At 40.7% G+C, this 25,877-nt stretch carries 32 protein-coding genes; 23 read left to right on the forward strand and 9 right to left on the reverse strand.

The features are described from left to right. The first annotated feature begins 6 nt into the window (after positions 1–6). Both FHS45_RS10655 and FHS45_RS10660 read left to right on the forward strand, forming a co-directional pair. Positions 7–996: a protein kinase family protein gene (locus FHS45_RS10655; protein WP_166761404.1), complete on the forward strand. Its 990-nt coding sequence runs from the start codon at positions 7–9 to the stop codon at positions 994–996. A 107-nt stretch (positions 997–1,103) separates the two neighbouring features. Continuing rightward, positions 1,104–2,069: a 2-hydroxyacid dehydrogenase gene (locus FHS45_RS10660; RefSeq protein WP_062440868.1), complete on the forward strand. Its 966-nt coding sequence runs from the start codon at positions 1,104–1,106 to the stop codon at positions 2,067–2,069. Between the two features lie 96 nt (positions 2,070–2,165). Here FHS45_RS10660 and FHS45_RS10665 read toward each other — a convergent pair whose 3' ends face one another. Beyond that, positions 2,166–2,387, reverse strand: coding sequence for a NifU family protein (locus FHS45_RS10665; protein ID WP_062440865.1), 222 nt, complete (start codon positions 2,385–2,387; stop codon positions 2,166–2,168). Positions 2,388–2,830: 443 nt separating this feature from the next. Between FHS45_RS10665 and FHS45_RS10670 the strand changes: the two genes are divergently transcribed. The 5 genes from FHS45_RS10670 to FHS45_RS10690 all read left to right on the forward strand — a co-directional run bounded on the left by FHS45_RS10670 (position 2,831) and on the right by FHS45_RS10690 (position 5,778). After that, complete coding sequence (locus FHS45_RS10670; protein WP_062440862.1) at positions 2,831–3,160, forward strand: YuzD family protein; 330 nt, start codon at positions 2,831–2,833, stop codon at positions 3,158–3,160. A gap of 85 nt (positions 3,161–3,245) precedes the next feature. Then, the gene (locus FHS45_RS10675; protein WP_062440859.1) at positions 3,246–3,482 is read left to right on the forward strand and encodes a YuzB family protein; all 237 of its coding nucleotides are present in this window, start codon (positions 3,246–3,248) and stop codon (positions 3,480–3,482) included. Between the two features lie 166 nt (positions 3,483–3,648). Next, on the forward strand, positions 3,649–4,500 hold the full coding sequence (gene dapF, locus FHS45_RS10680) for a diaminopimelate epimerase (RefSeq protein ID WP_062440856.1): 852 nt from the start codon (positions 3,649–3,651) through the stop codon (positions 4,498–4,500). Between the two features lie 70 nt (positions 4,501–4,570). Further along, on the forward strand, positions 4,571–4,933 hold the full coding sequence (locus FHS45_RS10685; protein WP_062440854.1) for a HesB/IscA family protein: 363 nt from the start codon (positions 4,571–4,573) through the stop codon (positions 4,931–4,933). Between the two features lie 227 nt (positions 4,934–5,160). Further along, on the forward strand, positions 5,161–5,778 hold the full coding sequence (locus tag FHS45_RS10690; protein WP_062440845.1) for a hypothetical protein: 618 nt from the start codon (positions 5,161–5,163) through the stop codon (positions 5,776–5,778). A gap of 75 nt (positions 5,779–5,853) precedes the next feature. Here FHS45_RS10690 and FHS45_RS10695 read toward each other — a convergent pair whose 3' ends face one another. After that, positions 5,854–6,843 (reverse strand): NAD(P)/FAD-dependent oxidoreductase, encoded by a 990-nt coding sequence (locus tag FHS45_RS10695; RefSeq protein WP_062440841.1) that lies wholly within the window; start codon positions 6,841–6,843, stop codon positions 5,854–5,856. Positions 6,844–7,164: 321 nt separating this feature from the next. Between FHS45_RS10695 and FHS45_RS10700 the strand changes: the two genes are divergently transcribed. The 3 genes from FHS45_RS10700 to FHS45_RS10710 all read left to right on the forward strand — a co-directional run bounded on the left by FHS45_RS10700 (position 7,165) and on the right by FHS45_RS10710 (position 9,743). Further along, positions 7,165–8,385 (forward strand): NAD(P)/FAD-dependent oxidoreductase, encoded by a 1,221-nt coding sequence (locus FHS45_RS10700; RefSeq protein ID WP_062440837.1) that lies wholly within the window; start codon positions 7,165–7,167, stop codon positions 8,383–8,385. Positions 8,386–8,616: 231 nt separating this feature from the next. Beyond that, positions 8,617–8,937 (forward strand): YuiB family protein, encoded by a 321-nt coding sequence (locus FHS45_RS10705; protein WP_062440834.1) that lies wholly within the window; start codon positions 8,617–8,619, stop codon positions 8,935–8,937. A 119-nt stretch (positions 8,938–9,056) separates the two neighbouring features. After that, positions 9,057–9,743, forward strand: a complete 687-nt coding sequence (locus FHS45_RS10710) for a 3D domain-containing protein (RefSeq protein ID WP_062440832.1) — start codon at positions 9,057–9,059, stop codon at positions 9,741–9,743. Between the two features lie 53 nt (positions 9,744–9,796). Here FHS45_RS10710 and FHS45_RS10715 read toward each other — a convergent pair whose 3' ends face one another. Beyond that, positions 9,797–10,273, reverse strand: a complete 477-nt coding sequence (locus FHS45_RS10715) for a divergent PAP2 family protein (RefSeq protein WP_062440829.1) — start codon at positions 10,271–10,273, stop codon at positions 9,797–9,799. A gap of 100 nt (positions 10,274–10,373) precedes the next feature. Between FHS45_RS10715 and FHS45_RS10720 the strand changes: the two genes are divergently transcribed. Together FHS45_RS10720 and FHS45_RS10725 are read left to right on the forward strand one after the other, a co-directional pair. Beyond that, the gene (locus FHS45_RS10720) at positions 10,374–10,769 is read left to right on the forward strand and encodes a DUF309 domain-containing protein (RefSeq protein WP_062440826.1); all 396 of its coding nucleotides are present in this window, start codon (positions 10,374–10,376) and stop codon (positions 10,767–10,769) included. 20 nt (positions 10,770–10,789) lie between these two features. Continuing rightward, complete coding sequence (locus FHS45_RS10725; protein WP_062440823.1) at positions 10,790–12,277, forward strand: leucyl aminopeptidase; 1,488 nt, start codon at positions 10,790–10,792, stop codon at positions 12,275–12,277. A 39-nt stretch (positions 12,278–12,316) separates the two neighbouring features. Here the strand turns inward: FHS45_RS10725 and deoD are convergent, their stop codons facing one another. Further along, positions 12,317–13,027, reverse strand: a complete 711-nt coding sequence (gene deoD, locus FHS45_RS10730; protein ID WP_062440821.1) for a purine-nucleoside phosphorylase — start codon at positions 13,025–13,027, stop codon at positions 12,317–12,319. A 214-nt stretch (positions 13,028–13,241) separates the two neighbouring features. Between deoD and FHS45_RS10735 the strand changes: the two genes are divergently transcribed. The 3 genes from FHS45_RS10735 to FHS45_RS10745 all read left to right on the forward strand — a co-directional run bounded on the left by FHS45_RS10735 (position 13,242) and on the right by FHS45_RS10745 (position 15,272). Further along, positions 13,242–13,445, forward strand: a complete 204-nt coding sequence (locus FHS45_RS10735; protein WP_062440817.1) for a hypothetical protein — start codon at positions 13,242–13,244, stop codon at positions 13,443–13,445. Between the two features lie 155 nt (positions 13,446–13,600). After that, entirely contained in the window at positions 13,601–14,089 is a 489-nt protein-coding gene (locus FHS45_RS10740; RefSeq protein WP_062440815.1) for a cation:proton antiporter regulatory subunit, read from the forward strand. A gap of 1 nt (position 14,090) precedes the next feature. Continuing rightward, entirely contained in the window at positions 14,091–15,272 is a 1,182-nt protein-coding gene (locus FHS45_RS10745) for a cation:proton antiporter (protein ID WP_062440812.1), read from the forward strand. A gap of 37 nt (positions 15,273–15,309) precedes the next feature. On the opposite strand, the gene kapB is transcribed toward FHS45_RS10745, so the two are convergent. Beyond that, positions 15,310–15,690, reverse strand: coding sequence for a kinase-associated lipoprotein KapB (kapB, locus tag FHS45_RS10750; RefSeq protein WP_062440808.1), 381 nt, complete (start codon positions 15,688–15,690; stop codon positions 15,310–15,312). Positions 15,691–15,801: 111 nt separating this feature from the next. On the opposite strand from kapB, the gene FHS45_RS10755 reads away from it, so the two are divergent. Continuing rightward, positions 15,802–15,984, forward strand: a complete 183-nt coding sequence (locus FHS45_RS10755) for a hypothetical protein (RefSeq protein ID WP_062440804.1) — start codon at positions 15,802–15,804, stop codon at positions 15,982–15,984. 157 nt (positions 15,985–16,141) lie between these two features. Further along, positions 16,142–16,720, forward strand: a complete 579-nt coding sequence (locus FHS45_RS10760; RefSeq protein WP_062447479.1) for a superoxide dismutase family protein — start codon at positions 16,142–16,144, stop codon at positions 16,718–16,720. Positions 16,721–16,757: 37 nt separating this feature from the next. On the opposite strand, the gene FHS45_RS10765 is transcribed toward FHS45_RS10760, so the two are convergent. After that, positions 16,758–17,927 (reverse strand): MalY/PatB family protein, encoded by a 1,170-nt coding sequence (locus FHS45_RS10765; protein WP_062440801.1) that lies wholly within the window; start codon positions 17,925–17,927, stop codon positions 16,758–16,760. Positions 17,928–18,093: 166 nt separating this feature from the next. Between FHS45_RS10765 and FHS45_RS10770 the strand changes: the two genes are divergently transcribed. Both FHS45_RS10770 and yugI read left to right on the forward strand, forming a co-directional pair. Beyond that, the gene (locus FHS45_RS10770) at positions 18,094–18,573 is read left to right on the forward strand and encodes a hemerythrin domain-containing protein (RefSeq protein WP_062440798.1); all 480 of its coding nucleotides are present in this window, start codon (positions 18,094–18,096) and stop codon (positions 18,571–18,573) included. Between the two features lie 325 nt (positions 18,574–18,898). Then, the gene (yugI, locus tag FHS45_RS10775) at positions 18,899–19,297 is read left to right on the forward strand and encodes a S1 domain-containing post-transcriptional regulator GSP13 (RefSeq protein ID WP_062440794.1); all 399 of its coding nucleotides are present in this window, start codon (positions 18,899–18,901) and stop codon (positions 19,295–19,297) included. A gap of 63 nt (positions 19,298–19,360) precedes the next feature. On the opposite strand, the gene FHS45_RS10780 is transcribed toward yugI, so the two are convergent. Next, complete coding sequence (locus FHS45_RS10780) at positions 19,361–19,600, reverse strand: DUF378 domain-containing protein (RefSeq protein WP_062440791.1); 240 nt, start codon at positions 19,598–19,600, stop codon at positions 19,361–19,363. A 139-nt stretch (positions 19,601–19,739) separates the two neighbouring features. Here FHS45_RS10780 and FHS45_RS10785 point away from each other — a divergent pair, with 139 nt between their 5' ends. The 3 genes from FHS45_RS10785 (at position 19,740) to FHS45_RS10795 (ending at position 22,904) form a co-directional block, all read left to right on the forward strand. Beyond that, positions 19,740–20,906: an iron-containing alcohol dehydrogenase gene (locus FHS45_RS10785; protein WP_062440789.1), complete on the forward strand. Its 1,167-nt coding sequence runs from the start codon at positions 19,740–19,742 to the stop codon at positions 20,904–20,906. 153 nt (positions 20,907–21,059) lie between these two features. After that, complete coding sequence (locus FHS45_RS10790; RefSeq protein ID WP_062440786.1) at positions 21,060–22,406, forward strand: glucose-6-phosphate isomerase; 1,347 nt, start codon at positions 21,060–21,062, stop codon at positions 22,404–22,406. Positions 22,407–22,499: 93 nt separating this feature from the next. Then, positions 22,500–22,904 carry a YugN-like family protein gene (locus FHS45_RS10795; protein WP_062440783.1) on the forward strand — a complete coding sequence of 135 codons (405 nt, stop codon included), beginning with the start codon at positions 22,500–22,502 and terminating at the stop codon, positions 22,902–22,904. Here the strand turns inward: FHS45_RS10795 and FHS45_RS10800 are convergent. Both FHS45_RS10800 and FHS45_RS10805 read right to left on the reverse strand, forming a co-directional pair. Continuing rightward, positions 22,893–23,885: an ion channel gene (locus FHS45_RS10800; RefSeq protein WP_062440781.1), complete on the reverse strand. Its 993-nt coding sequence runs from the start codon at positions 23,883–23,885 to the stop codon at positions 22,893–22,895. The two genes, FHS45_RS10795 and FHS45_RS10800, sit on opposite strands and share 12 nt — an antisense overlap. 137 nt (positions 23,886–24,022) lie before the next feature. Further along, positions 24,023–24,592, reverse strand: coding sequence for a thioredoxin family protein (locus FHS45_RS10805; RefSeq protein ID WP_062440778.1), 570 nt, complete (start codon positions 24,590–24,592; stop codon positions 24,023–24,025). Positions 24,593–24,791: 199 nt separating this feature from the next. Here FHS45_RS10805 and FHS45_RS10810 point away from each other — a divergent pair, with 199 nt between their 5' ends. After that, a complete protein-coding gene (locus FHS45_RS10810; protein WP_062440775.1) occupies positions 24,792–25,850 on the forward strand; it encodes a M20/M25/M40 family metallo-hydrolase in 1,059 nt (352 codons plus the stop codon). The last annotated feature ends 27 nt before the right edge of the window (positions 25,851–25,877 follow it).

Here is a 25,877-nt window from a genome sequence, read left to right on the forward strand (position 1 = left end):
TATATCATGATGGATAGGAGTGTATATGCTGTGAAAGAAATTATAGCAGATTATATCGACATCTCAAACGCCGCCATTGTTGAGTTTGATCAGAACCCCGGTTATGTTCACAATGGGGAGGTGTATTTTGTCATTCCAGCACATGGCCGAGAAGGAATATACCAAGAATTACAGCATGCCTGCGAGTTTTTGCAGCAGGCTGGGTTTAAAAATATCGTAAGTCCAATTCCTATCGAGGAAAGCCGTTATCAAATTAACAAAAATCAACGTCACTATGTGATTGCTAAAGCTAAACCTGATTCCTCCTGGCAGCTGCCGTTTTCTGCCCAGGGGTTAGCGGATTTTCATGAACTCGGCTCTTCTTATCCTTACCACCTTCCTGGTATATCAACCTATGGACAATGGAAAACATTATGGGGGAACCGAATCGACCAGTTCGAATCTGGAATACGGCATTGGCATGAACAGCGTCCGGTAGGTGAAATGCATCGGTTGTGGGTCGATACTGCCCCTTATATTATTGGCTTAGGAGAAAATGCTATCCAGTATGTGCAAGAAAGTGAACAGGAAACTCGCCACCAAAGAAAGGACCAGGCAACATTTACTTTCGACCGATATTTATCTGATAAGAAGAAGCTGCTATGGTTTGATCAATTAAGATATGATCATCCGGCCCGGGATTTGTCGGAAGCATTGAGAAATTATATGTTGACTGACCATTCTCCTGAACAATTAACTTCATTTTTTTACAATTACCACACGAGGTCTCCGTTATCCATATTTGGTTTGCGATTAGTATATGCCCGGCTTCTATTTCCGGTTCATCTCCTCGATAAGTTTGATGATGTATACCAGAATCCTTTTGATGAATCGTTATTAAAAGAAACAAAGATACTTTTCAAGCGGCAGAAGCGATATGAAAAACAACTTCGCCATTTCTTTCAATCATTAGGGATTAATCCGGCACCATTGAAAATTCCTGTACTTGATTGGTAAAGACTTCTCACATCCGAGTTGGATGATGGGAAGTCTTTTCTTTTACTGAGGAGCTTATGCTAAAATCAGTGGTAAGATTTTCTTTAAATGAGGGAAGGGGATTAGTGATGGCCAAACCTAAGGTGTTTATTGCTCGTAAGCTTCCAGACGAGGTAGTGGAAAAGTTCAAAGAAAACATGGAGATAACCATGTGGGACAGTGAAGAGGAACCTGTAGACCGGACAAGGCTTCTACAGGAGGCGGGGCAGTGTGATGGGCTGATCACCATGCTTACCGATCGAGTTGACGATGAGTTAATGGACCAGGGGAAAAAACTGAAAATCATTGCTAATATGGCAGTAGGATATGACAATGTAGACATTCAGGCTGCTGATAAACATGGAATTCAGATAACCAATACTCCTGATGTTCTAACAGAAACAACAGCCGACTTGACATTTACCTTGTTGATGGCAGCCGCACGCAGGATTATTGAAGCGAACGAGCATATTAAAGAAGGTAAATGGGAGAACTGGTCGCCGTTATTTATGGCTGGTACCGATGTCCATCATAAATCAATTGGTATTGTAGGTATGGGGAGAATAGGCCAGGCAGTAGCACGCAGGGCTAAGGGTTTCGGCATGGAAATTCTTTATCATAACCGCTCTCGCAAAGAAGAGGCGGAAAGGGAGCTTGGGGCTTCTTATCATAGCTTTGATGATTTACTGGAGAAAGCCGATTATGTGGTTTGCTTAGCACCTTTAACGGAGGAAACAAGAGGCATGTTTAATCAGGAAGCCTTTAAAAAAATGAAAAGCAGTGCTATTTTTGTAAATGCTTCCCGGGGAGCGCTAGTGGATGAACGTGCCTTATACGAAGCTCTGGTTAGGGGAGAAGTGAAGGCTGCGGGATTGGATGTATTTGAAAAAGAGCCAATCGATGCGGATCATCCGCTTTTAGGGTTGGATCAAGTGGTATGCCTTCCTCATATTGGATCGGCAAGTACGGAAACTCGGACAGCTATGATGGAACTATGCTTGGAAAATACCTGGAAGGTTCTCAATGGCGAAAAGCCAAAAACGCCTGTGAACTGATTCGTAATAATAGAGGGTTTATGGAGGTGTGGCAGGTGAGCATAAAAGAAAGGGGCTATCCCGTTGGGACAGCCCCTGAATAATTAAGTTATGTGTTTAGAATACCTGTTCAACCTCACGGATACCAGGTACTTCTTCGACAAGTGCGCGTTCAATACCAGCTTTCAATGTGATGGTAGAACTTGGGCAGCTTCCGCATGCACCCATCAGACGTAGACGGACAATTCCTTCTTCTACATCCACTAATTCCACGTCCCCACCGTCACGAAGCAAAAATGGACGTAGCTTATTCAGTACTTCTTGGACCTGCGTTTGCATAAGCAATCTTCCCCTTTCTCATATTCACATTATAAAACGGATAGAAATAAAAATCTATCTATTGGTTTTAATATCTCTATAGCTAAGTTCTCGTGTGTACGACACGACTGTAACGGAGCGGTCGCCTCCGCCTTTGACACAATGGCATCTAGCTACGGCTCCCAGCGTCTCGTGTACTTCCTTCACCTCCGTACGATAAGGCGACATCAAATCGCTACGCTCTTTGTGTCTTCTTTTCGCTTACGAGCACAAAATTCACTACGAGTTTCGCCATTTGGGCGATAACTCAAGTGAATCTAGTCTCCTACGGTTCAGTCCAGTCCAATCGTCGCTGAGCGGTCGCCTCCGCCTTTAATTGTATTGAGAACTATTTTCATTTTATCTTTTTTTGGTTATTTTGTAAAATGGAAATATAGGTTCAGAACAATTATGGAGGCGGTTACATGAAAAAGGATTCTGTACAGCTTATTGTGTATGGAGCAGATCAGGTGTGCGCCAGTTGTGTCAACTCACCTGGTTCAAAAGAAACGTATGAATGGCTGCAAGCGGCTATTTCAAGAAAGTATGGCGAAGAAGGTATTCATTATAAATATATTGATATTTATTCGAATCCTAAAAATGAAGAACACCAGCATTATATTCAGCAGCTGCTGGATGATGAGTTATTTTATCCATTGGTGGTTTTGGATGGGGAAATTGTTGGGGAAGGGAACCCCAGGTTGAAAACTATTTATCAGGCACTCGATGAAAAAGGATTTCAGCCTGTTTCTTAAAACATCAGTGTTGTCTGAATAAAACTGGATATGATAATATTGATGATTAGTGGGGGATTCATCTAGGTTGAAGAGGGTGACGCAGATGAATCCGATTATTGAATTTTGTATTAATAACTTAGCAAGTGGTTCCCAAAAGGCTATGGAAGAGCTGGAAAAGGATCCGGATCTTGATGTTATAGAGTATGGCTGTTTAAGCCATTGTGGGCTATGTGCCCAGAGTATGTTTGCTTTAGTCAATGGAGAACGGGTTACGGCAGATAGTGCTGAAGAGCTTGTGGAAAACATTTATCAGCACCTAGAAGAGAATCCCCTTTTTTAAGTGCCTGTTCTCAGGGTGAAAAGCAACGGAAAGCCGTGCACCAGTTGTACGGCTTATTTTTATACTTCATGGAAAGATTGATTGTTCAAACACAAGCTTCCGCTATAAAAAAGAAGGGCGACAAGCAGAGCCTTTCTGATCATAACGAATCAAGGATGTGGCAGAGATGGAAATACCGTTTATTAAAATGCATGGGTTGGGCAATAACTACATATTCATTGATACATTTAAGTTTAATTTAGAAGAGGATATGCTTCCGGCGCTGGCCAGAAAGGTCTCAGACCCCCATACAGGTATCGGCTCCGATGGTCTTATCCTGATTCATCCGAGCGATCAGGCAGAGGTCGGTATGCGTATCTTTAATAAAGATGGCTCCGAGGGGAGAAATTGTGGAAACGGGCTACGGTGTGTGGCGAAATATGCTTATGAATATGGCCTGGTTAATCAGACTTCTTTTAAAATTGAAGCAAAATCAGGGGTTGTAGAGGCTTCAGTTTCGGTGGAAGATAAGCAAGTTACAGATATTACAATTGATATGGGGAAACCGAAGCTGGAGCGCTCTCTCATTCCAATGGCAGGTCCAAAAGCGGATCAAGTGGTAGCGGAACAATTTGAAGTCAGTCACCACCCTCTTGAATTGACAGCAGTATCGATGGGAAACCCGCATGCTGTTTTCTTTGTTGAAGATATTCAGACTGCACCAGTTCATGAGTTAGGTCCAATAATCACGGATGATCAACGTTTCCCCGAAGGAGTTAATGTAGAATTTGTTGAAGTCGTTTCAGAGCAGGAAGTGCATTTTCGTGTATGGGAAAGAGGGTCTGGTATTACTCAGGCCTGTGGTACAGGCGCCTGTGCAGCCGGTGTTGCAGCCGTCCTGAACGGTTATGCACGTAAAAACTCCGAGATTCTCGTGCATCTGAGTGGTGGAGATTTAATCATCCGCTGGGATGAAGAGGACAGGGTATGGATGACTGGCCCGGCAGCAATCATTGCAGAAGGTACCTATCACTATTGATTCCACATATTTGAAAGTAAATGTGATTGTTTAGTATACTGAATATAAAGAAACGAAAGGGGAGACACGGATGGTTCTCAATATTACGGATGCTGCCAGCTCGCAAATCAAGGAAATGATGAAGGAAGAAGAATCTGCAAACATTCGTCTACGCTTCGGTGTTAAAGGTGGAGGCTGCAGTGGTTTATCCTACGCGATGGGATTTGAAGAGGATATCAACGAAGAGCTGGATGTGTTAGAAGATGCTAATGGCATCCCAGTCGTCATCCATCGTCAAGATGTGCCGATTATCGAAGGAACTACCATCGATTTTAAGCAGAATATGATGGGTGGAGGGTTTACCATCGATAACCCGAATGCTATCGTTTCATGCGGCTGTGGCTCGTCATTCAAAACAGCAACAAATGCAGGTACACCAGACGAAAACTGCTGATTTGTGCAATGTCAGGGCAGACAAATCTTTTTTAATTATATATAATCGTGGCAATAAATAAAACAGCTCTTCCTGAAGGCCCTCTTAACAGTGAGTGATAAACTTCATTGTAAGAGGGCTTTTGTTATGGGAATTATTATTAATTTTATATCCATAGTTCCTATGTAATTGCCAGCTTTAATATAAAAGGGTTCGGTATTATCTTATCAAAACAAAGGAGTTATAGAATGAATAGCTTTTTCCAAACATTTTATATCGTAGCTATACTGCTGCTATTATCTGCCTGCAACGCAGACGAAGAAGTAGAAAGAACAGAGGATAATAACAATAATACGACGGAAATGAATGAAGATACGCAGGAGGAAAATAGTCATAGCTCTCGTGAAGAAACAAAAGCAGAGGCTGCAGATGATCAATGGACATACTATGAAGATGTAAAAGCATCCGAAGAATTTGAAGAGGTGAGCTATACTATTAAGGATATCGGTGTAAGCGATGACGCTCCTATGATTAATGATGAAGGAGAACGAGTCTCCACATCGGTTTTGGGTATGACTGTAAAGGTGGAAAACAATTCTGGCTCTAACGCCTATTCTACAAATATAGATGAAGCTATTTTAATCACTTCAACAGGGGAAAAAGTAGAGGCAGATGAGATTTTTTCTGATGATTTAGGAGGAGATCTCCATGAAGAAGAGAAAAAAGAAGGGCAGCTTATTTTCTATCCTGAGAATGGTAAGGCCGCTGATATAGAGTGGATTGAGTTAAATTGGAAATCAAGTATAGTAGAAAACGAAAATTCTAGTGAAGATTACGATCATAGGGTCAAAATTGAGCTGAAATAGAAGAAATAAAACTAAGAAGATTTATTTATAATAAAGCCGCGATTCCAAAGAATCGCGGCTTTTGTCATTGTTAATTTATTGTCCGAACATACTGGTTGAGTGTTTCGGTTGTACTCTTGCGTCAGGATCAATATATGCTTTTGCATTGTTCACAGCGGTTGGACCTTCACCGAAGCCGGAAGCAATCAGTTTTACTTTGCCGGGGTAGGTACAAATATCACCTGCTGCATAAATGCCAGGAATGTTCGTTTCCATTTTTGAATTGACGACAATGCTGTTTTTTTTAATTTCGAGATCCCATTCTTTGATCGGACCTAAGGAGGAAATGAAGCCGTAGTTAATGATCAGGTCATCAACATCGGTAGTTTCCATACGGTCACCCTTCGTCTCTTTAAGGACGACCTGTCTGATGCAGTCCTCGCCAAGTACTTCTTCTGGGGCAAATGGTGTCTTGACATTGACAGATGATGCCATCAATTTCTCGACACTATGTTCATGAGCGCGGAATTTATCACGCCGGTGCACGAGTGTAACTTCATCTGCAATAGGTTCCAACATTAAAGCCCAGTCGACAGCAGAATCTCCACCTCCGCAAACCATTACTTTCCTGCCTGCGAATTTATTCATATCGGGTACGTGGTAATGAAGGTTTACTCCTTCGTAATCGGAGCAATTAGGAAGCTCCAGTTTACGCGGGCTGAACGCACCATTACCAGCTGTAATAATTATAGTTCTGGAATAATGCTCTCCCTTTGTTGTAGTCAGCTTAAACGTTTCATCCTCTAGTCTTTCTATTTTCTCCACAGCTTGATCCAGAGAAACAGTAGGATTGAAAGCCATCGCTTGTTGTTTAAGATTATCAACAAGCTCCTGAGCTCTTACCTTAGGAAAGCCTGCGACATCATAGATATATTTTTCCGGATATAAGGCAGTCAATTGTCCGCCAAGTTCTGGCAGACTTTCTATAATATTTACACTTGCCTGCCTCATTCCGCCATAAAATGCAGTAAATAAGCCGACCGGTCCTCCCCCGATGACCGTAATGTCATGTACTTTTTTACTCATAACTTTTCCCCCTATTCCAACTAAATTGTGCAGCCTTTTCCATTTTATCATAAAACAAAACCTTATGGGCTCTTGTGGAAATATTCCAATTCTGCAAAAAGGAAAATTCTAAACATTCGGATTAATACAGAAAGGGTTGAAAATTATTTTGAAAGAGTCTAAGATGGTGACTAGAAAAGTTATTACGATTTTGTGACAATATAACAGAGGATTCTGGTTTTTTTTTATGGAGTCGTGTGTGAAAACCGTCACATACATTGTATATCCCTATGCAGCAGCGTAGGAAAAAATGTAGAAAAATACTAATTGGAAGTGATAATGATGAAGAAACCTAATATTGTCATTCTTGGTGCCGGATATGGCGGGATTATGACTGCAGTCAAATTGCAAAAGAGTTTAGGTGTCAATGAAGCTAACATCAAGCTAGTCAATAAGCACAGCTATCATTACCAGACTACTTGGCTTCATGAAAATGCTGCCGGTACATTACATCATGACCGCACGCGTATTCAAATCAAAGATGTGATTGATACAAGCAAAATTGACTTCATCCAGGATACAGTTCTCTCGATTCAGCCTGATGAGAAAAAGGTTACGCTTGAGAATACAACCTTGGACTATGACTACCTCGTTATGGGACTAGGTTTTGAAGCGGAGACGTTTGGAATTCCAGGTTTGAAAGAGCATGCATTCGGAATCAATAACATCAACAGTTCCCGTTTGATCCGCCAGCATATTGAATACAACTTTGCTAAATACAATAATGTCAAAGAACCAGGTGAAGAGCTGCTCAACATCGTAGTAGGCGGAGCAGGCTTTACTGGAATTGAGTTTGTTGGTGAATTAGCGAACCGAGTTCCAGAACTTTGCAAGGAATACGACATTCCGCGTGAAAAGGTCAGAATTATTAACGTTGAAGCCGCACCTACTGCACTTCCAGGTTTTGATCCTGCTCTAGTAGAATATGCGATGAATTCTTTAGAATCACGTGGGGTAGAGTTTAAAATCGGTGCCATGATTAAAGAAGTTACTCCAAAAGGGCTCGTCTATGAAAAAGATGAAGAACGAGTCGAAATTCCTTCCAATACGGTCGTTTGGGCTGCTGGTGTACGTGGTAACTCTATCGTTGAAGACTCCGGTTTTGAAGCTATGCGCGGTCGTGTGAAAGTAAGGGAAGACATGCGTACCCCTGATTATGATGACGTATTCGTTGTAGGCGATTGTGCGCTGATTATTAATGAAGAAACAGATCGCCCATACCCGCCAACAGCACAGATGGCTATTCAACAGGCTGATACAGTAGCCCATAACGTAAAAGTATTAGCAAGAGGAGAAAAAGAACTGGAACCATTTGAGCCTAATATTCAAGGAACGGTTGCTTCTCTAGGTCATGATGATGCTATTGGAGTGGTTTTCAATGGCAAAAAGTTATTCGGATGGTCTGCTTCTGTTATGAAGAAAGTGATCGATAACCGCTATCTATTGAAGCTTGGCGGCATCGGACTACTGCTTAAAAAAGGTAAATTCAATATTTTTCACTAATCATACAAGGCAAAGGCGTTACACCGCCTTTGCTTTTTTCTTATTGGCCAGCTTTCATCGCCCAGACACTCGTGAAATAATCAATCCATTTTGCTGAAGGGAGGGACACCTTTCTACAGCTATCACTTATGTATGTCGTGTCTTTTCAGGGCGCTTGCGCTTTTCTTACACTCATAATAAAATGTAGTTTGGAATTCTTGTATAACAAGTTTACATACATAGAGGGGGAGCATGTTGGATATTGTTCAACTAGTAATAGGGATATTGTTGTATTTTGTTCTGTTTTTTTCCATTGCTTTTCTTTTGAATATGCTGTTAAGGTCGACCTGGTTTATGGCTTTTGTCTACCCCGTAATTATATTCTTAATTGTCGATGATTTTTCATTTGGTAAATATTTCACTGAACCCTCCTGGGCTTTCCCGAGGGCTCTCAGTATGATTGCTGACTTGAAGCTTTTTGATATTTTAATTTTATCCGGGGGTTTTGCCGGTACGATTGCTGCCGGAATCGTCATTCGTATGTTAAGAAAAAGTGGTTATCAGATGTTTTAATATTCACCCACCTTGGTGGTTTTTTCTTGTATATCAGTCGTATATTGACCTTCATTTTATGCAGAAATGAATAATTCATAGTCTCATTGGACAAGATGACACCGAGAGAGGTGTTAACAATGAATTGGAAAAAATGGATATTTCGCGTTGTTTTTAATCTGTTGTTTGTGGGGGCACTGTACACAACAGCAACGAATATATCCAATGTTTCTGCAAATGACTTGAAATTATGGTTAACAGAGGATCATGAGGCGGTATCATTGAAAAGTAATAGTCTTGAAATCAGAAAAACAGTATTAAATCAAAAATCCTTGAATGAGCAGCAGCCAAATCAGCAGTATATCAGTAATGCTTCGACTGGGGCAGCAGCCACATTAGAAGAAACCATAGATGTCACAAAGTATCCCTCAACTACTGTTATAGCGACCGGTTATACAGCAGGTGCTGAATCTACAGGAAAAACGCCAGAGCATCCTGGCTATGGAATCACTTATTCTGGTATCGAAGTAAAAAGAGATTTATATTCCACGATTGCTGCAGATTTAGATGTATTCCCGATTGGAACCATTTTATTTATCCCGGGATATGGTTACGGGGTAGTGGCCGATAAAGGATCTGCTATTAAAGGGAATAAGATCGACCTTTACTATCACACAGTAGATGATGTTTATAACGAATGGGGTAAACAAACAGTTGATGTTTACGTTATCGAAGAAGGAAATGGTACGCTCACAGAAGAGCAATTTCATGAGTGGAACAATGATGAAGCCTTACAAGTATTTCGGAAAGATATCATAAAGAACTAAGGTAAATACCCGCCTGTATCTTATGCAGGCGGGTATTTTTGTTCACAGATGATTTAAAAAATCGCATAATAAAGAATAGTGCTCAATAGAATTCCTGTCAATCCACCGAAAAACACCTCAATCGGTTGATGACCAAGCAATTCCCTTATTTCCTCGCGTTTTTCAAATTCTTGTTTCTTGTTCCAAAGTTTGGCTTCATCGACAAATCGCTGAAAATCATTGATCAATAAATTTAACACAATCGCTTGTTCTCCGCTTTGTCTCCTTACACCAGTCGAATCGAACATGACAATGATACTGAATACAGTAGCAATGCCGAACATAGAAGAATTAAAACCCTCTTGCAGGCCGACTGCCGTGGCCAGTGCTGTTACTGCAGCTGAGTGGCTGCTAGGCATGCCGCCAGTACTGAATGCCAGTCCCGGGTTGAAATCTCTGGTTGCAATCATTCGAATCGGTACTTTTACTGCTTGAGCGAATAAAATCGCTATGATAGCAGACCACAATGGAAAGTTATACATTAACTCCATGATTTCCTGTCATCCTTTCCAGCTAGTATGACTATAATTTCTATACTTCCCTTTGGTATGATAGGTGTAACATCCTATTTTTATCCGCCGGGGGTTGCTGATGTGTAACTTATACCCAATGTCTTATTATGAATTTTTCATTTCCTTCAATGAAGGTGATTATTACACTTGCCATGATCTGCTTGAGGAAATATGGTTGACAGATCGGCAAAATCTGTTTATCAAAGGTTTGCTTCATTTAAGTGTGGCATTATATCATTACAGCTACGGTAATGTAAAAGGTGCCCGCGCGATGCTTTTATCATCACATACCTATCTTTCAAATTATGAAGGTGTGTATTGGGGGATAGCAGTCCCTGAGGTAGTTGACTATATAGATGTTTGCTTGACTATTATATCACAACTTTCAGCAGAGGAAGACTGCAAAGACTGGGATGAACTCCCCGAATTTCCGCGGCTTTATTTGAACATTCGGGGAGAGGGAGAAATTTTTTAATCACTATGGAGGTGTTAATATTGTATACCATTCGTAAGACTCTGTTAGAACAAGATGAGGCACTAATCGTAGGGCTTTTTCATGAAAACAAAAATCAACAGCCGATCTACCAATTACTTAATGAACAGTTTGACGAAGGCTTAGATAGTTATGTGAAAAGCGGAGATATTTCCAACAACTATAAAACTGTCTCAAAAATTCTTACATATGGAAAAATTCCGGTTAAGCGTGTTTATTTTCTAGGGCTTGGGAAGAAGAAAGAGTTGACACAAACGAAAATAAAACTTGCCTTTGGTAAATTATTTCAACATCTGCAAAAGGATGGCCTGACCAAAGCTGCGATTGCTTATGATAGCTTTTCATTTGGTGAAACAGAGGAGGAGCAGATGGCAAAAACAATAACTGAAGCGATGGTTATGGCAACCTACCAATTCCCTCATTACAAAACGAGCAATTACCAGCTAAAAAAGGTAATCGATGACTTAGTGTTGATCACTGATGAAAAAAAGGAAAAAAAATTGCTGCAATCGCTTACCGCCGGAGAAGCTTTTGGTAAAGGAGCCAACACGTCACGTTATTTGGTCAACCTCCCAGCTAACTTATTGACAGCTAATGACATGGCTGAATTCTCCCGTACATTAGCTGAAGAACATGGTTTTGAAGCAGAAATTCTTGAAAAAGAAGATTTACAAAATCTCGGAATGGGTGCTTTACTTGCGGTGAATCAAGGCTCTGAAGAACCCCCTAAAATGATCGTTCTAAAGTATCAAGGGCGTACAGAGTGGACAGATGTTATCGGTCTGGTAGGCAAGGGCATTACTTATGATACGGGAGGATATTCGCTTAAGTCGAAAACAGGTATGCCAGGAATGAAGGGTGATATGGGAGGTGCAGCAGCTGTCCTGGGGGCAATGGATATAATTGGGCGGCTGAAGCCTGCTCAAAATGTAGTGGCGGTCATCCCTTCGACAGATAATATGATTTCAGGCGGCGCGTTTAAACCGGATGACGTCATTACCTCTTTAAGTGGAAAAACAATTGAAGTATTGAATACCGATGCAGAAGGACGTCTGGCATTAGCAGATGGTATCACCTATGCCAAACACCACCGTGCTCAAAAATTGATTGATGTTGCTACTTTAACCGGAGGTATGGTAACGGCTCTCGGTGAATGGATGACAGGGGCAATGACAAATGATCCTAGCTTTTTCACCCAGTTGAATAAAGCTTCAGATGAAGCGGGCGAGCCTATGTGGCTGCTGCCTTATAATAAAGACTATCAAGCACAGGTAAGGAAAAGCAGTGTCGCTGATCTTAATAACTCACCAACTAGAAAAGCTCACCCAATCATGGGCGGTGCTTTCGTGGCAGAGTTTGCGGAAGATACCCCATGGGTGCATATTGATATCGCGGGGACGTCCGTAGCAGAGTCCGATCATGACTTAGGGCCAAAAGGGCCGACGGGTGTTATGGCTAGAACACTGGCAAATTATATTTTAAAGGCATAAAAAAAGATTGGTTCCGATAATGGAACCAATCTTTTTCTTTTATGACTTAATTGCAGCTTCCAGGGCTACTTCAATCATATCGTTGAAGGTAGTTTGTCTTTCTTCTGCGGAAGTTTCTTCCCCAGTTAAGATGTGGTCGCTAACAGTCAACACTGACAATGCCTGGCGATTATATTTTGCTGCCAATGTGTATAGGGCTGTGGTCTCCATTTCAACCCCAAGCACATTATAGTCAGCCAATTGGTTGAAAAGATCCATCGCATTATCACGGTAGAAACTGTCACTTGTGAAAACATTACCGACACGAAGCTTCAAGCCTTTTTCTTCACCAGTATCATAAGCATTTTTCAAAAGTGCGAAATCAGCGGTCGGAGCATAATCAATGCCACCGAATACCATTCGATTCATTTGAGAATCAGTAGAAGAAGTGGATGCCAGAATGACATCCCGTACCTTGACGTCTTTTTGCAACGCTCCACAAGTTCCCACGCGAATCAGTTTTTTAACGCCATAACTTTCCATCAATTCGTTGATATAGATAGAAATGGAAGGTACGCCCATTCCTGTCCCCTGTACGGAGATGCGTTCTCCTTTATAAATACCCGTATACCCATACATTCCTCTGACTTCGTTATAGCATACGGCGTCTTCTAAAAAGTTTTCTGCTATATACTTTGCGCGTAAAGGGTCACCGGGAAGTAGAATCGTCTCCGCTATATCCCCTTGCTGAGCGCCAATATGTACACTCATTGTACAACCTCCATTATTTACATTGTTTACTACAGTTACAAGTTATCATAGTGAAAAATCAAAAACAAATATAGCGCCTTCATTTACTGGTATGACAATAATTTACCACAATTATGAATATGCATTCATTCACATAACTTTCATATAATTCATTCATTTGTCGATATTTTTGTGCATGAAAAAGAGTAAAATAAAAATATAAGGAGGGGTTGTGATGCAAAACAATTCTGTGGCAAATATCCAAGGATGGCTGGATGGTTTAGAAGCGGAGAAGCAAGCCCTGTTACATGAGATGAATGAAGATGTAAATCATTTACCTACTGAGGAACAAAGTATGAAATTAGAACAATTAGAAGCTTTGATTTTTGCCACTCAGGCGAATCAAAGTCTGAAAAGAAACAGGAAAGCCCGGAGATAAGGGCTTTTTTTTTTTGCATTTGCGAAAATTTTTTCAGAATGGAGAGGATTGATAACATAATTGGGGAATTATTATATAATACCAAAAGGTGTTACTATAATAATCAAATCACCTGAACAGAATGGAACGTGTTGTAGAGGAGGAAAAGGGCTAATATGAATATTTCAGTTTCACAGCTTCCAGGCATTGGACAAAAAATTTCTTTGAAAACTGGGGAAGACAGTATGCTTGTCTTGATTGTCCATCATACTGGCAAGCGGGAGTTATATTTCTTCGAAGATAAAGATAGCGAGGAAGCAGATTTTGCAATGGATCTCACAGCGGATGAAACGAGAGAGTTTGGAGCTCAGTTGCTCGGTGCTACTTACCAGCCTGTAGATGCCGATAAACTGAAGATGTTTCAAAACCAGATTGTCATAGATTGGGTAGAATTAAAGAGCATTTCTTCCCTTGCTAATAAGACAATTGAAGAATCCGAAGTAAGAAACCGAACAGGAGCTACCATTATCGGTATTGTCCAGGGGAATGAGTCGATTGCCATACCGGAAGCTGATACAAAGCTGGAACCGGGAAATGTCTTAATGATTATTGGGAAGAAGGATCAGATAGATAGCTTAGCTGCTTTATGCAGAGGCGAGGAATAATATGGGAGGGCATGATTTTCCATCCTTACTTGGAGCTGGATTGATCCTCCTCTTCGTTTTTTATTTAGGTTATTTAAGCCTTAAAATAAAATTCCCCAATGTCATTCTCTATATCCTGCTTGGCATCGTTTTAGCCGATGTAGTCAGCGATAATGAATTGCTTCACTTTGCGAGTGAAGTAGGTATTGTTCTATTGTTCTTTTTATTGGGGTTGGAATTCAGTGTGAAAAGGCTCGGTGGTATTGCAAAGAAAATTTGGCCCGCGGGTTTCCTGGATGTTTTTCTCAGTATGGGAGTCGCTATGATATTGGCACTGGCCTTTGGGATGGATGTATTCCATGCCTTTCTGATCGGGGCTGTTACATATGCTACAAGTTCCTCTATTACTGCAAAACTATTGGATGATAAAGGACGAATGGCAAATACAGAAACGGAATTCATTTTGGCATTGTTGATTTTTGAGGATTTAGTAGCCCCCATTGTAATCGCAGTGCTGATAGGTATCAGTTCGGGAGATAACTTTACCGTGGTGGATTCGATTATTTTAGTTGGAAAAATTATCGGACTGACGGCAGGTGCTATTGTACTTGGTAAGACACTCTTCAAACGTTTTGGTAAATTCCTGGATAAGATTGATGATGAGGATTTCAAGATAGCTCTTTTGATAGGGGTGGCTTTAACGTATGGCGGGCTGGCTTTGTACTTAGGACTCTCAGAAGTTCTGGGAGCATTTTTAGCAGGAATGATGCTGGCTGAAATCGGCAATATCGATCGAGTCCAACAAACAGTTGTACCTGTCAGGGATCTGATGCTTCCCACCTTCTTTGTTTACTTCGGTACTTCCATTGAATTTGGAGACGGGGTTCCTTTTCCGTTATTACTGCTTGTATTGGTCCTATGGTCAGTTATCGCAAAGTTATTAGTAGGTATAATCGGAGGGAAATTGTTTGGGCTTTCAAAGCGATCATCACTACGCGCGGGGTTTTCATTATGCGCGAGAGGAGAGTTTTCCGTTGTAATCGCAAGTATTGCCAGTGGAAACATCAAAATATTCAGTGGAATTTATATCATTATCACCGCATTTCTTGGCATGCTATTATTTGATTTAGCCCCAAAGTTAACGAATGCTATTTATGGTAAACCGGAAAAAAAGAAACGGAATTTAAAAGTGCCTGGAAGTTGAAAGGAGCTGCATGGTTTCCCAATGCAGCTCTTCTTTTTTATCCAAAATAAGATTTCTCTAATGAAGTTACCTGATCCAGCGCTTTTTGATTGAATGCAGAATCTTTTCTTTCCAGGCGCTCTTTCAACCTGTTCACCGCATTTCTTAGCGACTGTTCATAATCAGGTATCTCGCCATCATAGGCTTTTACGGCGGATTTTGAAATGTTCGCTTTTTCATGGTGGCTCAGCGCTTTTCGTTCGTGGAAAAATACATCTTCCGTTTTTCCAGGGTTATGTAGATCTCCTTGCATCGGGTGTTTTTCTACAGCTAATACTTCAACTAAATAAAAACGGTCTCGATCCTCGGTGATTTTTCCGATATAACTGCCTGATTTATAATGCGCGATTACGGAATCTCCGATATTAAGCTCTGACATGGTCAAACCTCCTTTGTTTCATTGTAACAAATATATCCTTCATTTTTATTTATGGAGATTGGAAAATCTGATATACTAGGCGTGTAAATTGATAAGGAAGTGATGCCATTTATGATGGATTTTTTATATTTTCCAGAGGATAAAACGGAATACATTCCTGCTGTATTATCTTTGTCTGTATTTATTGCCCTTGCAGTACTTACCATGTATTTGATCATTAGAGTATCAAAGAAACAAGAAGAACGTACAGAAGAACGATTCAAAAGCGAAGAGGAGCACAAGCCACTATCTTAACACGCAAGCCAGGGGAGAACCCCCTGGCTTTTTACATTTAAGCTCCATTTTGCTGGAGACTCCGTTTCAAGATATAATGGCCGCTTCTTTTCAAATGCTTGTGTAAAGGAATAAATATTTGGTTAAGCTATGGGAAACAAGGGAAAGGGCGTTTCTCATGGAGTATAGAAAGTTCTTTATTATATGTCTTCTTACTGTTGGTTTGATAGGCTGTCAAAGCAACAGCAGATCAAATGCTACCATCGGAATGTATAACCCGGATGGCGATATGATTGGTACAGCTAAACTGACAGAGCGGTCAGAAGGCGTCCAGGTACTAGTAAATGTGGAAGGTTTAGAACCTGGTCCGCATGGTTTTCACGTACACGAATTTCCGGTGTGTGAAGGACCTGATTTTACAAGTGCCGGTAACCACTTTAACCCTACCGGAAAAATGCATGGGTTGATGAATGCGGAAGGTCCTCATGCAGGCGATATGCCTAACTTAGAAGCAGATGAATCAGGGAAGGTAGTGGAAGCGGAAGTGATGCTTCCGGAAGCGACTTTACTGGATGGGAAAAATTCATTGATGAAAGGGGAAGGCACTTCCTTAGTCATCCATGAAGCAATCGACGATGGCTTTTCGCAGCCTGCTGGAGATGCGGGAGAACGTGTTGCTTGTGGAAAGATACAATTAAACGATGACGGGGAGATGCCAACCGACCCGATGGAGCAAAAGGATAAGAAAGAGGAATGAAAAAAGACGGGCTTTTGATAGCCCGTCTTTCTTAATATTAAAGTTCTTTTAAAGCTTTTACGATGCGATCTACGCCCTCTTCGAGGGTCGCTTTAGGGCAGGCAATGTTCATACGCATAAATCCTTCGCCTTCTTTACCAAAAGAGGCGCCGTCATTCAGTCCTACTTTTGCGGTCTCCTGCATAAAAGTCTTCAAATCTTCATGTGCAAGCCCGGTTTTTTTACAATCCAGCCATAAAAGGTAAGTACCTTCGGGTTCTACTACTTCTATTTTTCCTGTTGCATTCAAATGTTTCAGCGCATAATCTTTATTTTCCTTTATGATTCCAAGGAGTTCCTCTAACCACTCTGCACCATGTTGATAAGCAGCTTCTAAAGCTGTAATACCCATTGTGTTCAGCATGTTCATTCCCTGTGCAAGGAACTTATCATCCATTTTTTTCTTCAATTTCTTATCGGCAGTGATTACATACGATGCCTGTAATCCTGCTAAATTGAAAGTTTTGGTAGGCGACAGACAGGTGATCGTTTTTTGGTTGATATCTTCTGACAAAGAAGCGATCGGTGTATGGTTATATCCAGGAAGAACAAGGTCTGCATGAATTTCATCAGAAAATATGAGGACATTGTGTTTTAAACAAATGTCTGCCATTTTCTTAAGCTCTTCTTCTGTCCATACCCTCCCTACCGGGTTATGAGGGTTACATAGAATGAATGCTTTTACATCATTCTTTTTTATTTGATTTTCGAAATCAACGAAGTCAATTTCGTAACGGTTCTCTCTGTAGATTAGTTCATTCTTGATAATATTGCGCTCATGCTGTTCCACTACTTTGTAGAATGGGGGATAGACAGGAGTCTGAATCAAAAGGTTATCCCCTTTTTCAGTAAGTGCCTGCACCATCATATGTAGGCTTGGGACGACTCCGGGACTATAGGTGATCCAGTTGGTATCGATTGTCCAATTGTACCGTGACTTTACCCAGTCGTATATGTTCCCTCCAATTAACTCATCTGTTAACGTATATCCAAATATGCCATGCCCTGCTCTTTCCCTTAATGCATCGATGACGGCTTGGGGAGCTTGAAAATCCATGTCTGCCACCCACATAGGAAGCACTTCTTTGGATTTAAATAACTTTTCTGCCATATCCCATTTCACAGAGCGAGTACCCATGCGGTCTTTCACTTCATAAAATCGGCTCATTTCTTATCACTCCTTTTAATTTCCTTCACCTTTTCATCTTAACCAAAAGTGTTAGAAATGAGAAATAAGCTGTTTTTATTAAAATAAATAACTGATTGTGACAAACATCATGTTTCCAAACTGTAATATGAGCTATATTGTAAGAGAATAACAGGAGGTGATAGAAATGTTGCATAATGACGGCGGACTCCTATTACTACTGGAGCAGTTCCTTAAGGAACACCAGGCCCTTCAGTCAGAAATGGAGATGATTGATGACTGTTTGACTGACCTTGAGCGGTCTGTGCGGATTTCTTTTGAGGATATGAAGGGACTTGTTTTGCTAGTCAAGCATTTCTATGAACAATTGGAAGCCCATCTGCTTTCAGAGGAGAAAGGACTCTTTCCTTTATTGTTAAATGAAACGGAAGAACATGGCTACCTTTATTTCACCTTTGATTTAGAGCATAAACAAATAAAACAGTACATCAAACAGTTCTTATTTATGGCTGAGCGTTATCAGGAAAGGACAGTAGAAATAAAAAAGGATAATGTATTAATAAGCCTTCGTTTTGCACTGGAGGCAGTAACTGCTCATTTTATCCGGGAAGAGGAAAACCTCTTTCCTGAAATTCTAACTTGCACGAAAAATTGGTATAACAAATAAAAAAAGCAAAGCGGTAACCGCTTTGCTTATACAGGGGGAATACGAGAAAGTCTTACGTTATACATTATTACCAGATTAAACATTGTTTAAACCTGCTTTTAATTATTTTTTCATAGATTCATTGATTTTTTTATGGAATAGGATGTTTCATTTCGATAAATTAGACCATTCGATTCTGAACATAAAGCGCCTGCCTCTATAATAGCTCCTATTTTTTAGAACTTTTGTTGCAATTTGCGAGTATTCTTTGCCAGCAGCTGATTAATGTGATAGAATCAATAATTGCGTAAAAGTATAATAATATATAAATCAGGAGTTGTATAGCATGTCAGAGAAGTTCGAAACAGGTCAAGTATTAGAAGGTAAAGTTACTGGAATTCAACCATACGGTGCATTCGTTGCCCTTGACGATCAAGTCCAAGGCTTGGTTCATATTTCTGAAGTGACCCACGGTTATGTAAAAGATATTAATGAACACCTATCCGAAGGCGATGAAGTAAAGGTTAAAATTCTTAATATCGACGAAGAGAAGAACAAGTACTCTCTTTCTATCCGTGCTACTCAGGAAGCACCTAAGAAACAACCTCGTCGTCCACGTAATTCCCAGCCTGCACAAGCACAATCTCAAGATAATTCAGCAGGGTTCAACACGTTGAAAGACAAGTTGCAAGAATGGATCGAGCAATCTGAAGATCGCTCTAAGACCTATAACAAAAACAACTAATACTATTCCTTACCAGGAAGATATGAAGAAAGCAGTCACGAATTAATCGTGACTGCCTTTTTTTTAGCGGGTAGTATTCGGTTCTGTCCGATCAGCAGTTTCCAACTCTGGACGGAACAAATAAGATAGCGCAATAATACCACTGATACCGACAAGCGTGTAGATGATACGGGCAAATGCACCACTTTGTTCACCACCGCCGAAGATGGCAGCGACCAGGTCAAATTGGAACAATCCAATCAACCCCCAGTTAATTGCTCCTATAACCGTTAGTATTAATGCAATCCGTTTAATTGTATCCATGTTTTTCCCTCCAATTATTTAAGAATAGGTTCTTTGTTAGGTTTTCTCGAAATCCATATAATATGCATATTGCTTATGTTTTGAGAAATCTGGATAAATTCGTCATAATTAATTGAGAAAGAAAGGAGTTTTGATAAAAATGGATACATTTCAATTTCATAATCCAACGAAGTTGATTTTTGGAAAAGACCAGCTGGAAAAGCTTATTGATGAGCTTCCTCAGGGAACAAAGAAGGTTCTTATGATATACGGTGGAGGTAGCATCAAGAAAAATGGCATATATGATAAAGTGATGGGTAAATTGAAAACATTTGGTGCAGAAGTGTTTGAATTGGCTGGAGTAGAGCCTAACCCAAGGATTTCCACCGTCCGTAAAGGCGTGGATATCTGTAAGCAGGAAAATATTGATTTTCTATTGGCTGTCGGCGGCGGAAGCGTAATCGATTGTACAAAGACAATTGCTGCCGGGGCAAAATATGAAGGTGACGCATGGGATCTTGTTACAAAGCAGGCTGTCCCTGAAGGTGCCTTACCTTTTGGTACTGTACTCACTTTAGCCGCGACTGGTTCTGAAATGAACGGAGGAGCAGTAATCACTAACTGGGAGAGAAATGAAAAGTATGGATGGGGATTCCCTCCATATACGTACCCTTCTTTTTCTATACTTGATCCTGCTCATACTGTTTCTGTACCTCGGGATCAGACGATTTATGGCATTGTAGATATGATGTCCCATATTCTAGAGCAATATTTCCATAATCCTACGAAATCACCTGTACAGGATGAAATGTGTGAAGGAGTATTAAGGGCTGTCATAGAAACAGCACCGAAGCTGCTGGATGATTTGGAGTCCTTTGAACACCGGGAAACAATTTTGTATGCAGGTACGATTGCGTTAAATGGTATGCTCCAAATGGGGTATCGTGGCGATTGGGCAACACATAATATTGAACATGCTGTCTCAGCAGTTCATGATATTCCTCATGCGGGAGGTTTGGCAATCCTCTTCCCGAATTGGATGAAACACAACCTTGATCAGGACCCTGCCCGTTTCAAGCGATTGGCTGTCCAAGTGTTTGGCGTCAATGCAGAAGGTAAATCAGACCGTGAAGCAGGATTGCAAGGGGTTAAAGAATTGCGTAAGTTCTGGTCATCACTTGGTGCTCCTGAAACCTTGCGGGATTATGATATCGATGATTCGAAATTCGATTTGATTGTCGATAGAGCAATGAAACGTGGTTCATTTGGTAACTTTAATAAGTTGGAGAACGATGATGTAGCAACTATTTTGGAGATGTCCAAATAATGATAATAAAGCCGTCTGGCAGGCAGCCAGACGGCTTTTAAAAATAAATTCCACTTGTATCCGTTTACATCATGGGGCGCGCTTGAATTGCACGGTGTGTTCCGCTAAAGTGAAATTGGATTGGTTTTTATCATAAAATCTGGAGGGATAAAAGTGACACATATTCGCTTTGATTATGAAAAAGCTTTACCTTTTTTTGAAACGCACGAATTGGACTACATGGAAGATGCAGTCAAGCTCGCTCACCATGCTTTACACGAAAAGACAGGTGCTGGCAATGATTTTTTAGGATGGGTTGACCTTCCTGAAACTTACGATAAAGAAGAATTCAGTCGTATCAAGAAGTCTGCAGAGAAAATACAGTCAGATAGTGACGTTTTGGTTGTGATCGGGATTGGCGGGTCGTATTTAGGAGCCCGTGCAGCATTGGAGATGCTGAACCACAGCTTTTACAACGAATTGAGCAGTGAACAACGAAAAAATCCACAGGTGTTTTTCGTTGGTAACAGCATTAGTGCACCATATATAAATGAGCTGTTTGATGTGTTGAAAGATAAAGATGTCTCTATTAACGTTATTTCCAAGAGTGGTACGACAACCGAGCCTGCAATCGCCTTCCGTTTGTTCCGTAAGTTCTTAGAGGAAAAATACGGAAGAGAAGAAGCTCGGAAGCGTATCTACGCTACAACGGATAAGCAAAAGGGCGCTCTGAAAACATTAGCTGATGAAGAAGGCTATGAAAGTTTTGTAGTACCGGATGACGTCGGTGGCCGTTTCTCTGTATTAACAGCGGTAGGGCTGCTGCCGATAGCGGTCAGTGGTATTGATATTGACAGCATGATGGAAGGCGCAAAAGCAGGAATGGATGAATTGAGTGGTTCTGAACTTAGCAATAACCCAGCCTACCAATATGCTGCTGTACGGAATATTTTCTACAATAAAGGCAAGTCGATTGAAATGCTGATCAATTACGAACCAGCCTTACAATACTTTGCTGAATGGTGGAAACAGTTGTTTGGAGAAAGTGAAGGGAAAGACCAGAAAGGAATCTTCCCTGCATCCGCAAACTTCTCGACAGATCTTCATTCCCTTGGCCAATATGTCCAGGATGGCCGGCGAGACCTGTTTGAAACGGTATTGAAAGTAGAGAAACCAAAATCAGATATTACGCTTGAAGAAGATGACCAGAACTTGGATGGCTTGAATTATCTTGCAGGTAAAACAGTAGATGAAGTCAATGAGAAGGCCTATGAAGGAACTTTGCTCGCACACACAGATGGTCAGGTTCCGAATCTGACTGTTCATGTTCCTGAGTTGAATGCCTATACATTTGGCTATTTGGTTTATTTCTTTGAAAAAGCCTGTGCCATCAGCGGATATTTATTAGGTGTCAATCCTTTCGATCAGCCGGGCGTCGAGGCGTATAAGAAGAATATGTTCGCCTTGCTTGGTAAACCAGGATTCGAAAAAGAGAAAGAAGAACTGGAAAAACGGTTGTAAGTAAAAATAGCAAAGCCCCGCGGGAAGCGGGGCTTTTTTATATTCATAAACTTCAACCATTTTGGGGAAGGTAACAAGAAAGGAGTGATGATTGTGATTCCTGTAACTTCAAAATTGACAGGTGAAGCTTTCACTTTGAGCGAATTAGAACAGACCTTGAAACCTTTAGGTTATCAAATAGGTGGTAATTGGGATTACGACCATGGTTATTTTGATTATAAGATTGCCGATGAGGGAGGTTACCAGTTTCTGCGTGTTCCGTTTCAAGCAAAACAAGGTTCCTTAGACGACTACCATGTAACAGTTGAATTAGGCGAACCTTTTCTACTTTCCCATAAGTATCAGCGAGGGATGGACGACCACGTACATGTGGGTGTCGGTAAAGCTTCCATTGACCAATTTTCTGAACCTGTTGACCCGGATGCTTCGATCCCTGATAAATATGTTGAAATAGGCAGAGAACTAGTAAGAGAACTGGAATCTCATTTACTTCGATGACAATAACACCAGTCGGTCGTCCTCACGTATTGATTCCTGTGGATCGACATTAATCAACAAAGAATTTTTTCTTAGCAATCCAATGAGGATGGAAGTTTTTTCAGCATAGTAAGCTGCCCCCGTTGAAAAGGGTACATCAATTAAATGGGTAGGAGGGGTGAGTTCATAAAACTGTTCCTCCGTCAATATTTTCAATAACAATTCAAATGGCTGGACAGGGTCGTTCCGATATAGTTCATGGTAAAATAAAGAACTCATAAAATCATTGGATCGGATGACATCTTTCGCTCCTGCCCGCTCAGCATTGATGACTTGTTTTTCGGTAAGGATTTCAGCCGTTATGTTAAGATCTGGATTACATCCTTTCATCGCAACAATACCTAATATAACTGCCTGATCTGCCTTATCTTCCGATTGCGAAGGGTCAGCGGTTATCAGAGCTTTACGAGCTTTGGTGATATTTGCCATCAATAACGTTTTATCTTCGTAAAAATCACCACGGATAAAATGAACCGGATATTTCCGGTAGGGGAGGGTTTTCATTGTCTTATCAATGACCACTACTTTTTCCGGGTCTTTTTGTTTTTGCATGATATCGATCAGTTGTCTTGTGCGTTCATTCCATCCCACCACGATAATATGATTTTCACCTTTAAAGGCGACTTTTCCACTTGATAAATCACGTTCATATTTAATCGTTCCCGCAGATATAGTTGCCATATAAAAAGTCAGGAGGCCTCCACCTGCTAGAATCAGTAAAATAGCAACAATCCTTCCTATGGTGCTTAATGGTACATAATCTCCGTAGCCTACCGTCGATCCTGTGACGAAAGCCCACCATACGCCATCAAAAAGTGTGGGAAAATGACTGGGCTCAAGTAAATGGATGATACTTCCGAAAAATATCATAAACATAATGACCGTGAGCAAAAGGCGCACAAAGATTGGTAAACGGAAATAAAACTGAACAAAACCATACATACAAGTACGCCTCCTTTTAAGCTACTAAGGTATATGGTGGTAGGGTTTTAAAATTAAAGATAACGAGGCAAGCTTTTCTAACATCCAGTATAGACAACCTTTTCTTATATCATACAAAAGTAAAAAAGCCTGCCGTGTTATGGCAGGCTTGATTCCAACTGTCCAAGCGACTGTTTTAAACTGTCATATACTTCGCTCCAAAAGTCCTGGTTATCACGGTAAGCTTTCGTGATGAATTGAAACATTTGCTGTTCTTTTAGTTGGTAATCTTTTGGATCTTTGTTAGGCAGACTGTTTCTGGATTTTTCGATAAATTGTTGAATAGCTTCTGCCCTTGGTCCCCAATGGGTGACTTCATTTCCTTCCGGGTCAATAAAAATGAAGATAGGAATGGACCTGGCATCACCAGTCAGATAATCATCCATTAATTCCGGGTTTTCATCACGTGATAACAAATGAACATTCATGTGCCCTGCCTCAGCGAATTTTAGTAAAATCGGTATGTTTAGCATGGCATCTCCGCACCAATCTTCTGTTAAAACGATTACTCGTAAATTTTGTTTTTGCAAGTGCTCAAAAAAAGGCTGATCTTCCGTGGGAATATGGAAGTTCTCATATATATGAATAAAATCTTTTTGGTATTTACCCATTGAATCTACATACTCTTGTGCAGTTATTCCTTTTTCAAACCACTCTTCCAAATTCATGTTAGCTCCTCCTCATAATATTGAACATATCAAGAATCCATTCCCCGATTTGTAATGATTCATGCACACAATTTTAATAAGTTATCAAAGTGTAAAAGTAGCTTATCTAACATAGGCCATCTTTCATATAAAAAGCTTCTCATCTACGATTTGTTTTTTTGGTATGATGGAGAAAGCAGTGGTAGAAGGAGGAAATTATATGGAACAACAACGTAGGAACTTTTTACTTGAATTATTAAGTACAGCATCTCCCTCCAGTATGGAAATGGAGATCCAAAAGAAATGGATGAAAGAATTTAGCCCTTATGCTGATAAAATGCTCACCGATCTCGCGGGCAATGCAATTGCTGTCCTCAATCCCAAAGCTGATTTCAAAATACTTTTAGCTGGACATTGTGACGAAATCGCATTGGTCATCAATCGGATAGATGAGAAAGGCTACCTGCATTTTGACAAAATGGGCGGAATTAATCCCAAAGCTGCAATCGGTATGAAAGTACAAGTACTCGGTTATCAAAAAACAGTGACAGGGGTCATTGGGGTTAACGCCCAGCATCATGGTGGGATTAAGGATGACTTTGGTCTGGAAGATCTATTTATTGATTGTGGAGCAAAATCAAAAGAGGAAATGGAAGAACTAGTACAAATTGGTGATTTGGCGGTCTATAAGCGGGAGCCTGAATTGATGATGGATCGCTATGTATCTGGAAGAGGGCTTGATAATAGAACAGGCGCTTTTATTGTTGGGGAAGTAGTTCGCAGACTATCAAAGAAAAAATTGAAAGTGGGTGTCTATGCCGCTTCCACTGTCAATGAAGAGACAAATATGGGCGGTGCCTATTTTGCAGCAGCAGGTATTGAACCAACCATGGCGATTGCCTGTGATGTCACTTTTGCAACCGATTATCCAGGTGTCAATACCAACAAATATGGAGATGTCCGTTTAGAAGGTGGACCCGTATTGGCTAAAGGTGCACCGATCAACCGGAAGATCAATCAACTACTTGAAAAAACAGCAAAATCGCTTGAAATGAAGGTGCAATATGAACTGACTCCAAGAGCTACAGGGACAGATGCCGACAGAATGAGGCTGACAGGAAAAGGGGTGCCGGTAAGCCTGGTTTCTCTTCCGCTTCGATATATGCACTCTCCAGTAGAAACGGCCAGCATCAAAGATATCGATGAGGAAATTGATTTACTGGTGGAGATGATTGCTAACATGACAGGAAAAGAAAGCCTTAATCCATTAGAGGATTAAGAACAATGTATTTGACCAGATAAGGAA

It is taken from the genome of Thalassobacillus devorans (genome assembly GCF_011761345.1).
In the GTDB taxonomy this organism is placed as follows: Bacteria; Bacillota; Bacilli; order Bacillales; family Halobacillaceae; genus Thalassobacillus; species Thalassobacillus devorans.

Excerpts from the sequence above, each read along its gene's own strand:
- FHS45_RS10655 (WP_166761404.1), top strand. The coding sequence starts at position 7 with ATGATGGATAGGAGTGTATATGCTGTGAAAGAAATTATAGCAGATTAT.
- FHS45_RS10660 (WP_062440868.1), top strand. The coding sequence starts at position 1,104 with ATGGCCAAACCTAAGGTGTTTATTGCTCGTAAGCTTCCAGACGAGGTA.
- FHS45_RS10665 (WP_062440865.1), bottom strand. The coding sequence starts at position 2,387 with ATGCAAACGCAGGTCCAAGAAGTACTGAATAAGCTACGTCCATTTTTG.
- FHS45_RS10670 (WP_062440862.1), top strand. The coding sequence starts at position 2,831 with ATGAAAAAGGATTCTGTACAGCTTATTGTGTATGGAGCAGATCAGGTG.
- FHS45_RS10675 (WP_062440859.1), top strand. The coding sequence starts at position 3,246 with ATGAATCCGATTATTGAATTTTGTATTAATAACTTAGCAAGTGGTTCC.
- dapF (WP_062440856.1), top strand. The coding sequence starts at position 3,649 with ATGGAAATACCGTTTATTAAAATGCATGGGTTGGGCAATAACTACATA.
- FHS45_RS10685 (WP_062440854.1), top strand. The coding sequence starts at position 4,571 with ATGGTTCTCAATATTACGGATGCTGCCAGCTCGCAAATCAAGGAAATG.
- FHS45_RS10690 (WP_062440845.1), top strand. The coding sequence starts at position 5,161 with ATGAATAGCTTTTTCCAAACATTTTATATCGTAGCTATACTGCTGCTA.
- FHS45_RS10695 (WP_062440841.1), bottom strand. The coding sequence starts at position 6,843 with ATGAGTAAAAAAGTACATGACATTACGGTCATCGGGGGAGGACCGGTC.
- FHS45_RS10700 (WP_062440837.1), top strand. The coding sequence starts at position 7,165 with ATGAAGAAACCTAATATTGTCATTCTTGGTGCCGGATATGGCGGGATT.
- FHS45_RS10705 (WP_062440834.1), top strand. The coding sequence starts at position 8,617 with ATGTTGGATATTGTTCAACTAGTAATAGGGATATTGTTGTATTTTGTT.
- FHS45_RS10710 (WP_062440832.1), top strand. The coding sequence starts at position 9,057 with ATGAATTGGAAAAAATGGATATTTCGCGTTGTTTTTAATCTGTTGTTT.
- FHS45_RS10715 (WP_062440829.1), bottom strand. The coding sequence starts at position 10,273 with ATGGAGTTAATGTATAACTTTCCATTGTGGTCTGCTATCATAGCGATT.
- FHS45_RS10720 (WP_062440826.1), top strand. The coding sequence starts at position 10,374 with ATGTGTAACTTATACCCAATGTCTTATTATGAATTTTTCATTTCCTTC.
- deoD (WP_062440821.1), bottom strand. The coding sequence starts at position 13,027 with ATGAGTGTACATATTGGCGCTCAGCAAGGGGATATAGCGGAGACGATT.
- FHS45_RS10735 (WP_062440817.1), top strand. The coding sequence starts at position 13,242 with ATGCAAAACAATTCTGTGGCAAATATCCAAGGATGGCTGGATGGTTTA.
- FHS45_RS10740 (WP_062440815.1), top strand. The coding sequence starts at position 13,601 with ATGAATATTTCAGTTTCACAGCTTCCAGGCATTGGACAAAAAATTTCT.
- FHS45_RS10745 (WP_062440812.1), top strand. The coding sequence starts at position 14,091 with ATGGGAGGGCATGATTTTCCATCCTTACTTGGAGCTGGATTGATCCTC.
- kapB (WP_062440808.1), bottom strand. The coding sequence starts at position 15,690 with ATGTCAGAGCTTAATATCGGAGATTCCGTAATCGCGCATTATAAATCA.
- FHS45_RS10755 (WP_062440804.1), top strand. The coding sequence starts at position 15,802 with ATGATGGATTTTTTATATTTTCCAGAGGATAAAACGGAATACATTCCT.
- FHS45_RS10760 (WP_062447479.1), top strand. The coding sequence starts at position 16,142 with ATGGAGTATAGAAAGTTCTTTATTATATGTCTTCTTACTGTTGGTTTG.
- FHS45_RS10765 (WP_062440801.1), bottom strand. The coding sequence starts at position 17,927 with ATGAGCCGATTTTATGAAGTGAAAGACCGCATGGGTACTCGCTCTGTG.
- FHS45_RS10770 (WP_062440798.1), top strand. The coding sequence starts at position 18,094 with ATGTTGCATAATGACGGCGGACTCCTATTACTACTGGAGCAGTTCCTT.
- yugI (WP_062440794.1), top strand. The coding sequence starts at position 18,899 with ATGTCAGAGAAGTTCGAAACAGGTCAAGTATTAGAAGGTAAAGTTACT.
- FHS45_RS10780 (WP_062440791.1), bottom strand. The coding sequence starts at position 19,600 with ATGGATACAATTAAACGGATTGCATTAATACTAACGGTTATAGGAGCA.
- FHS45_RS10785 (WP_062440789.1), top strand. The coding sequence starts at position 19,740 with ATGGATACATTTCAATTTCATAATCCAACGAAGTTGATTTTTGGAAAA.
- FHS45_RS10800 (WP_062440781.1), bottom strand. The coding sequence starts at position 23,885 with ATGTATGGTTTTGTTCAGTTTTATTTCCGTTTACCAATCTTTGTGCGC.
- FHS45_RS10805 (WP_062440778.1), bottom strand. The coding sequence starts at position 24,592 with ATGAATTTGGAAGAGTGGTTTGAAAAAGGAATAACTGCACAAGAGTAT.
- FHS45_RS10810 (WP_062440775.1), top strand. The coding sequence starts at position 24,792 with ATGGAACAACAACGTAGGAACTTTTTACTTGAATTATTAAGTACAGCA.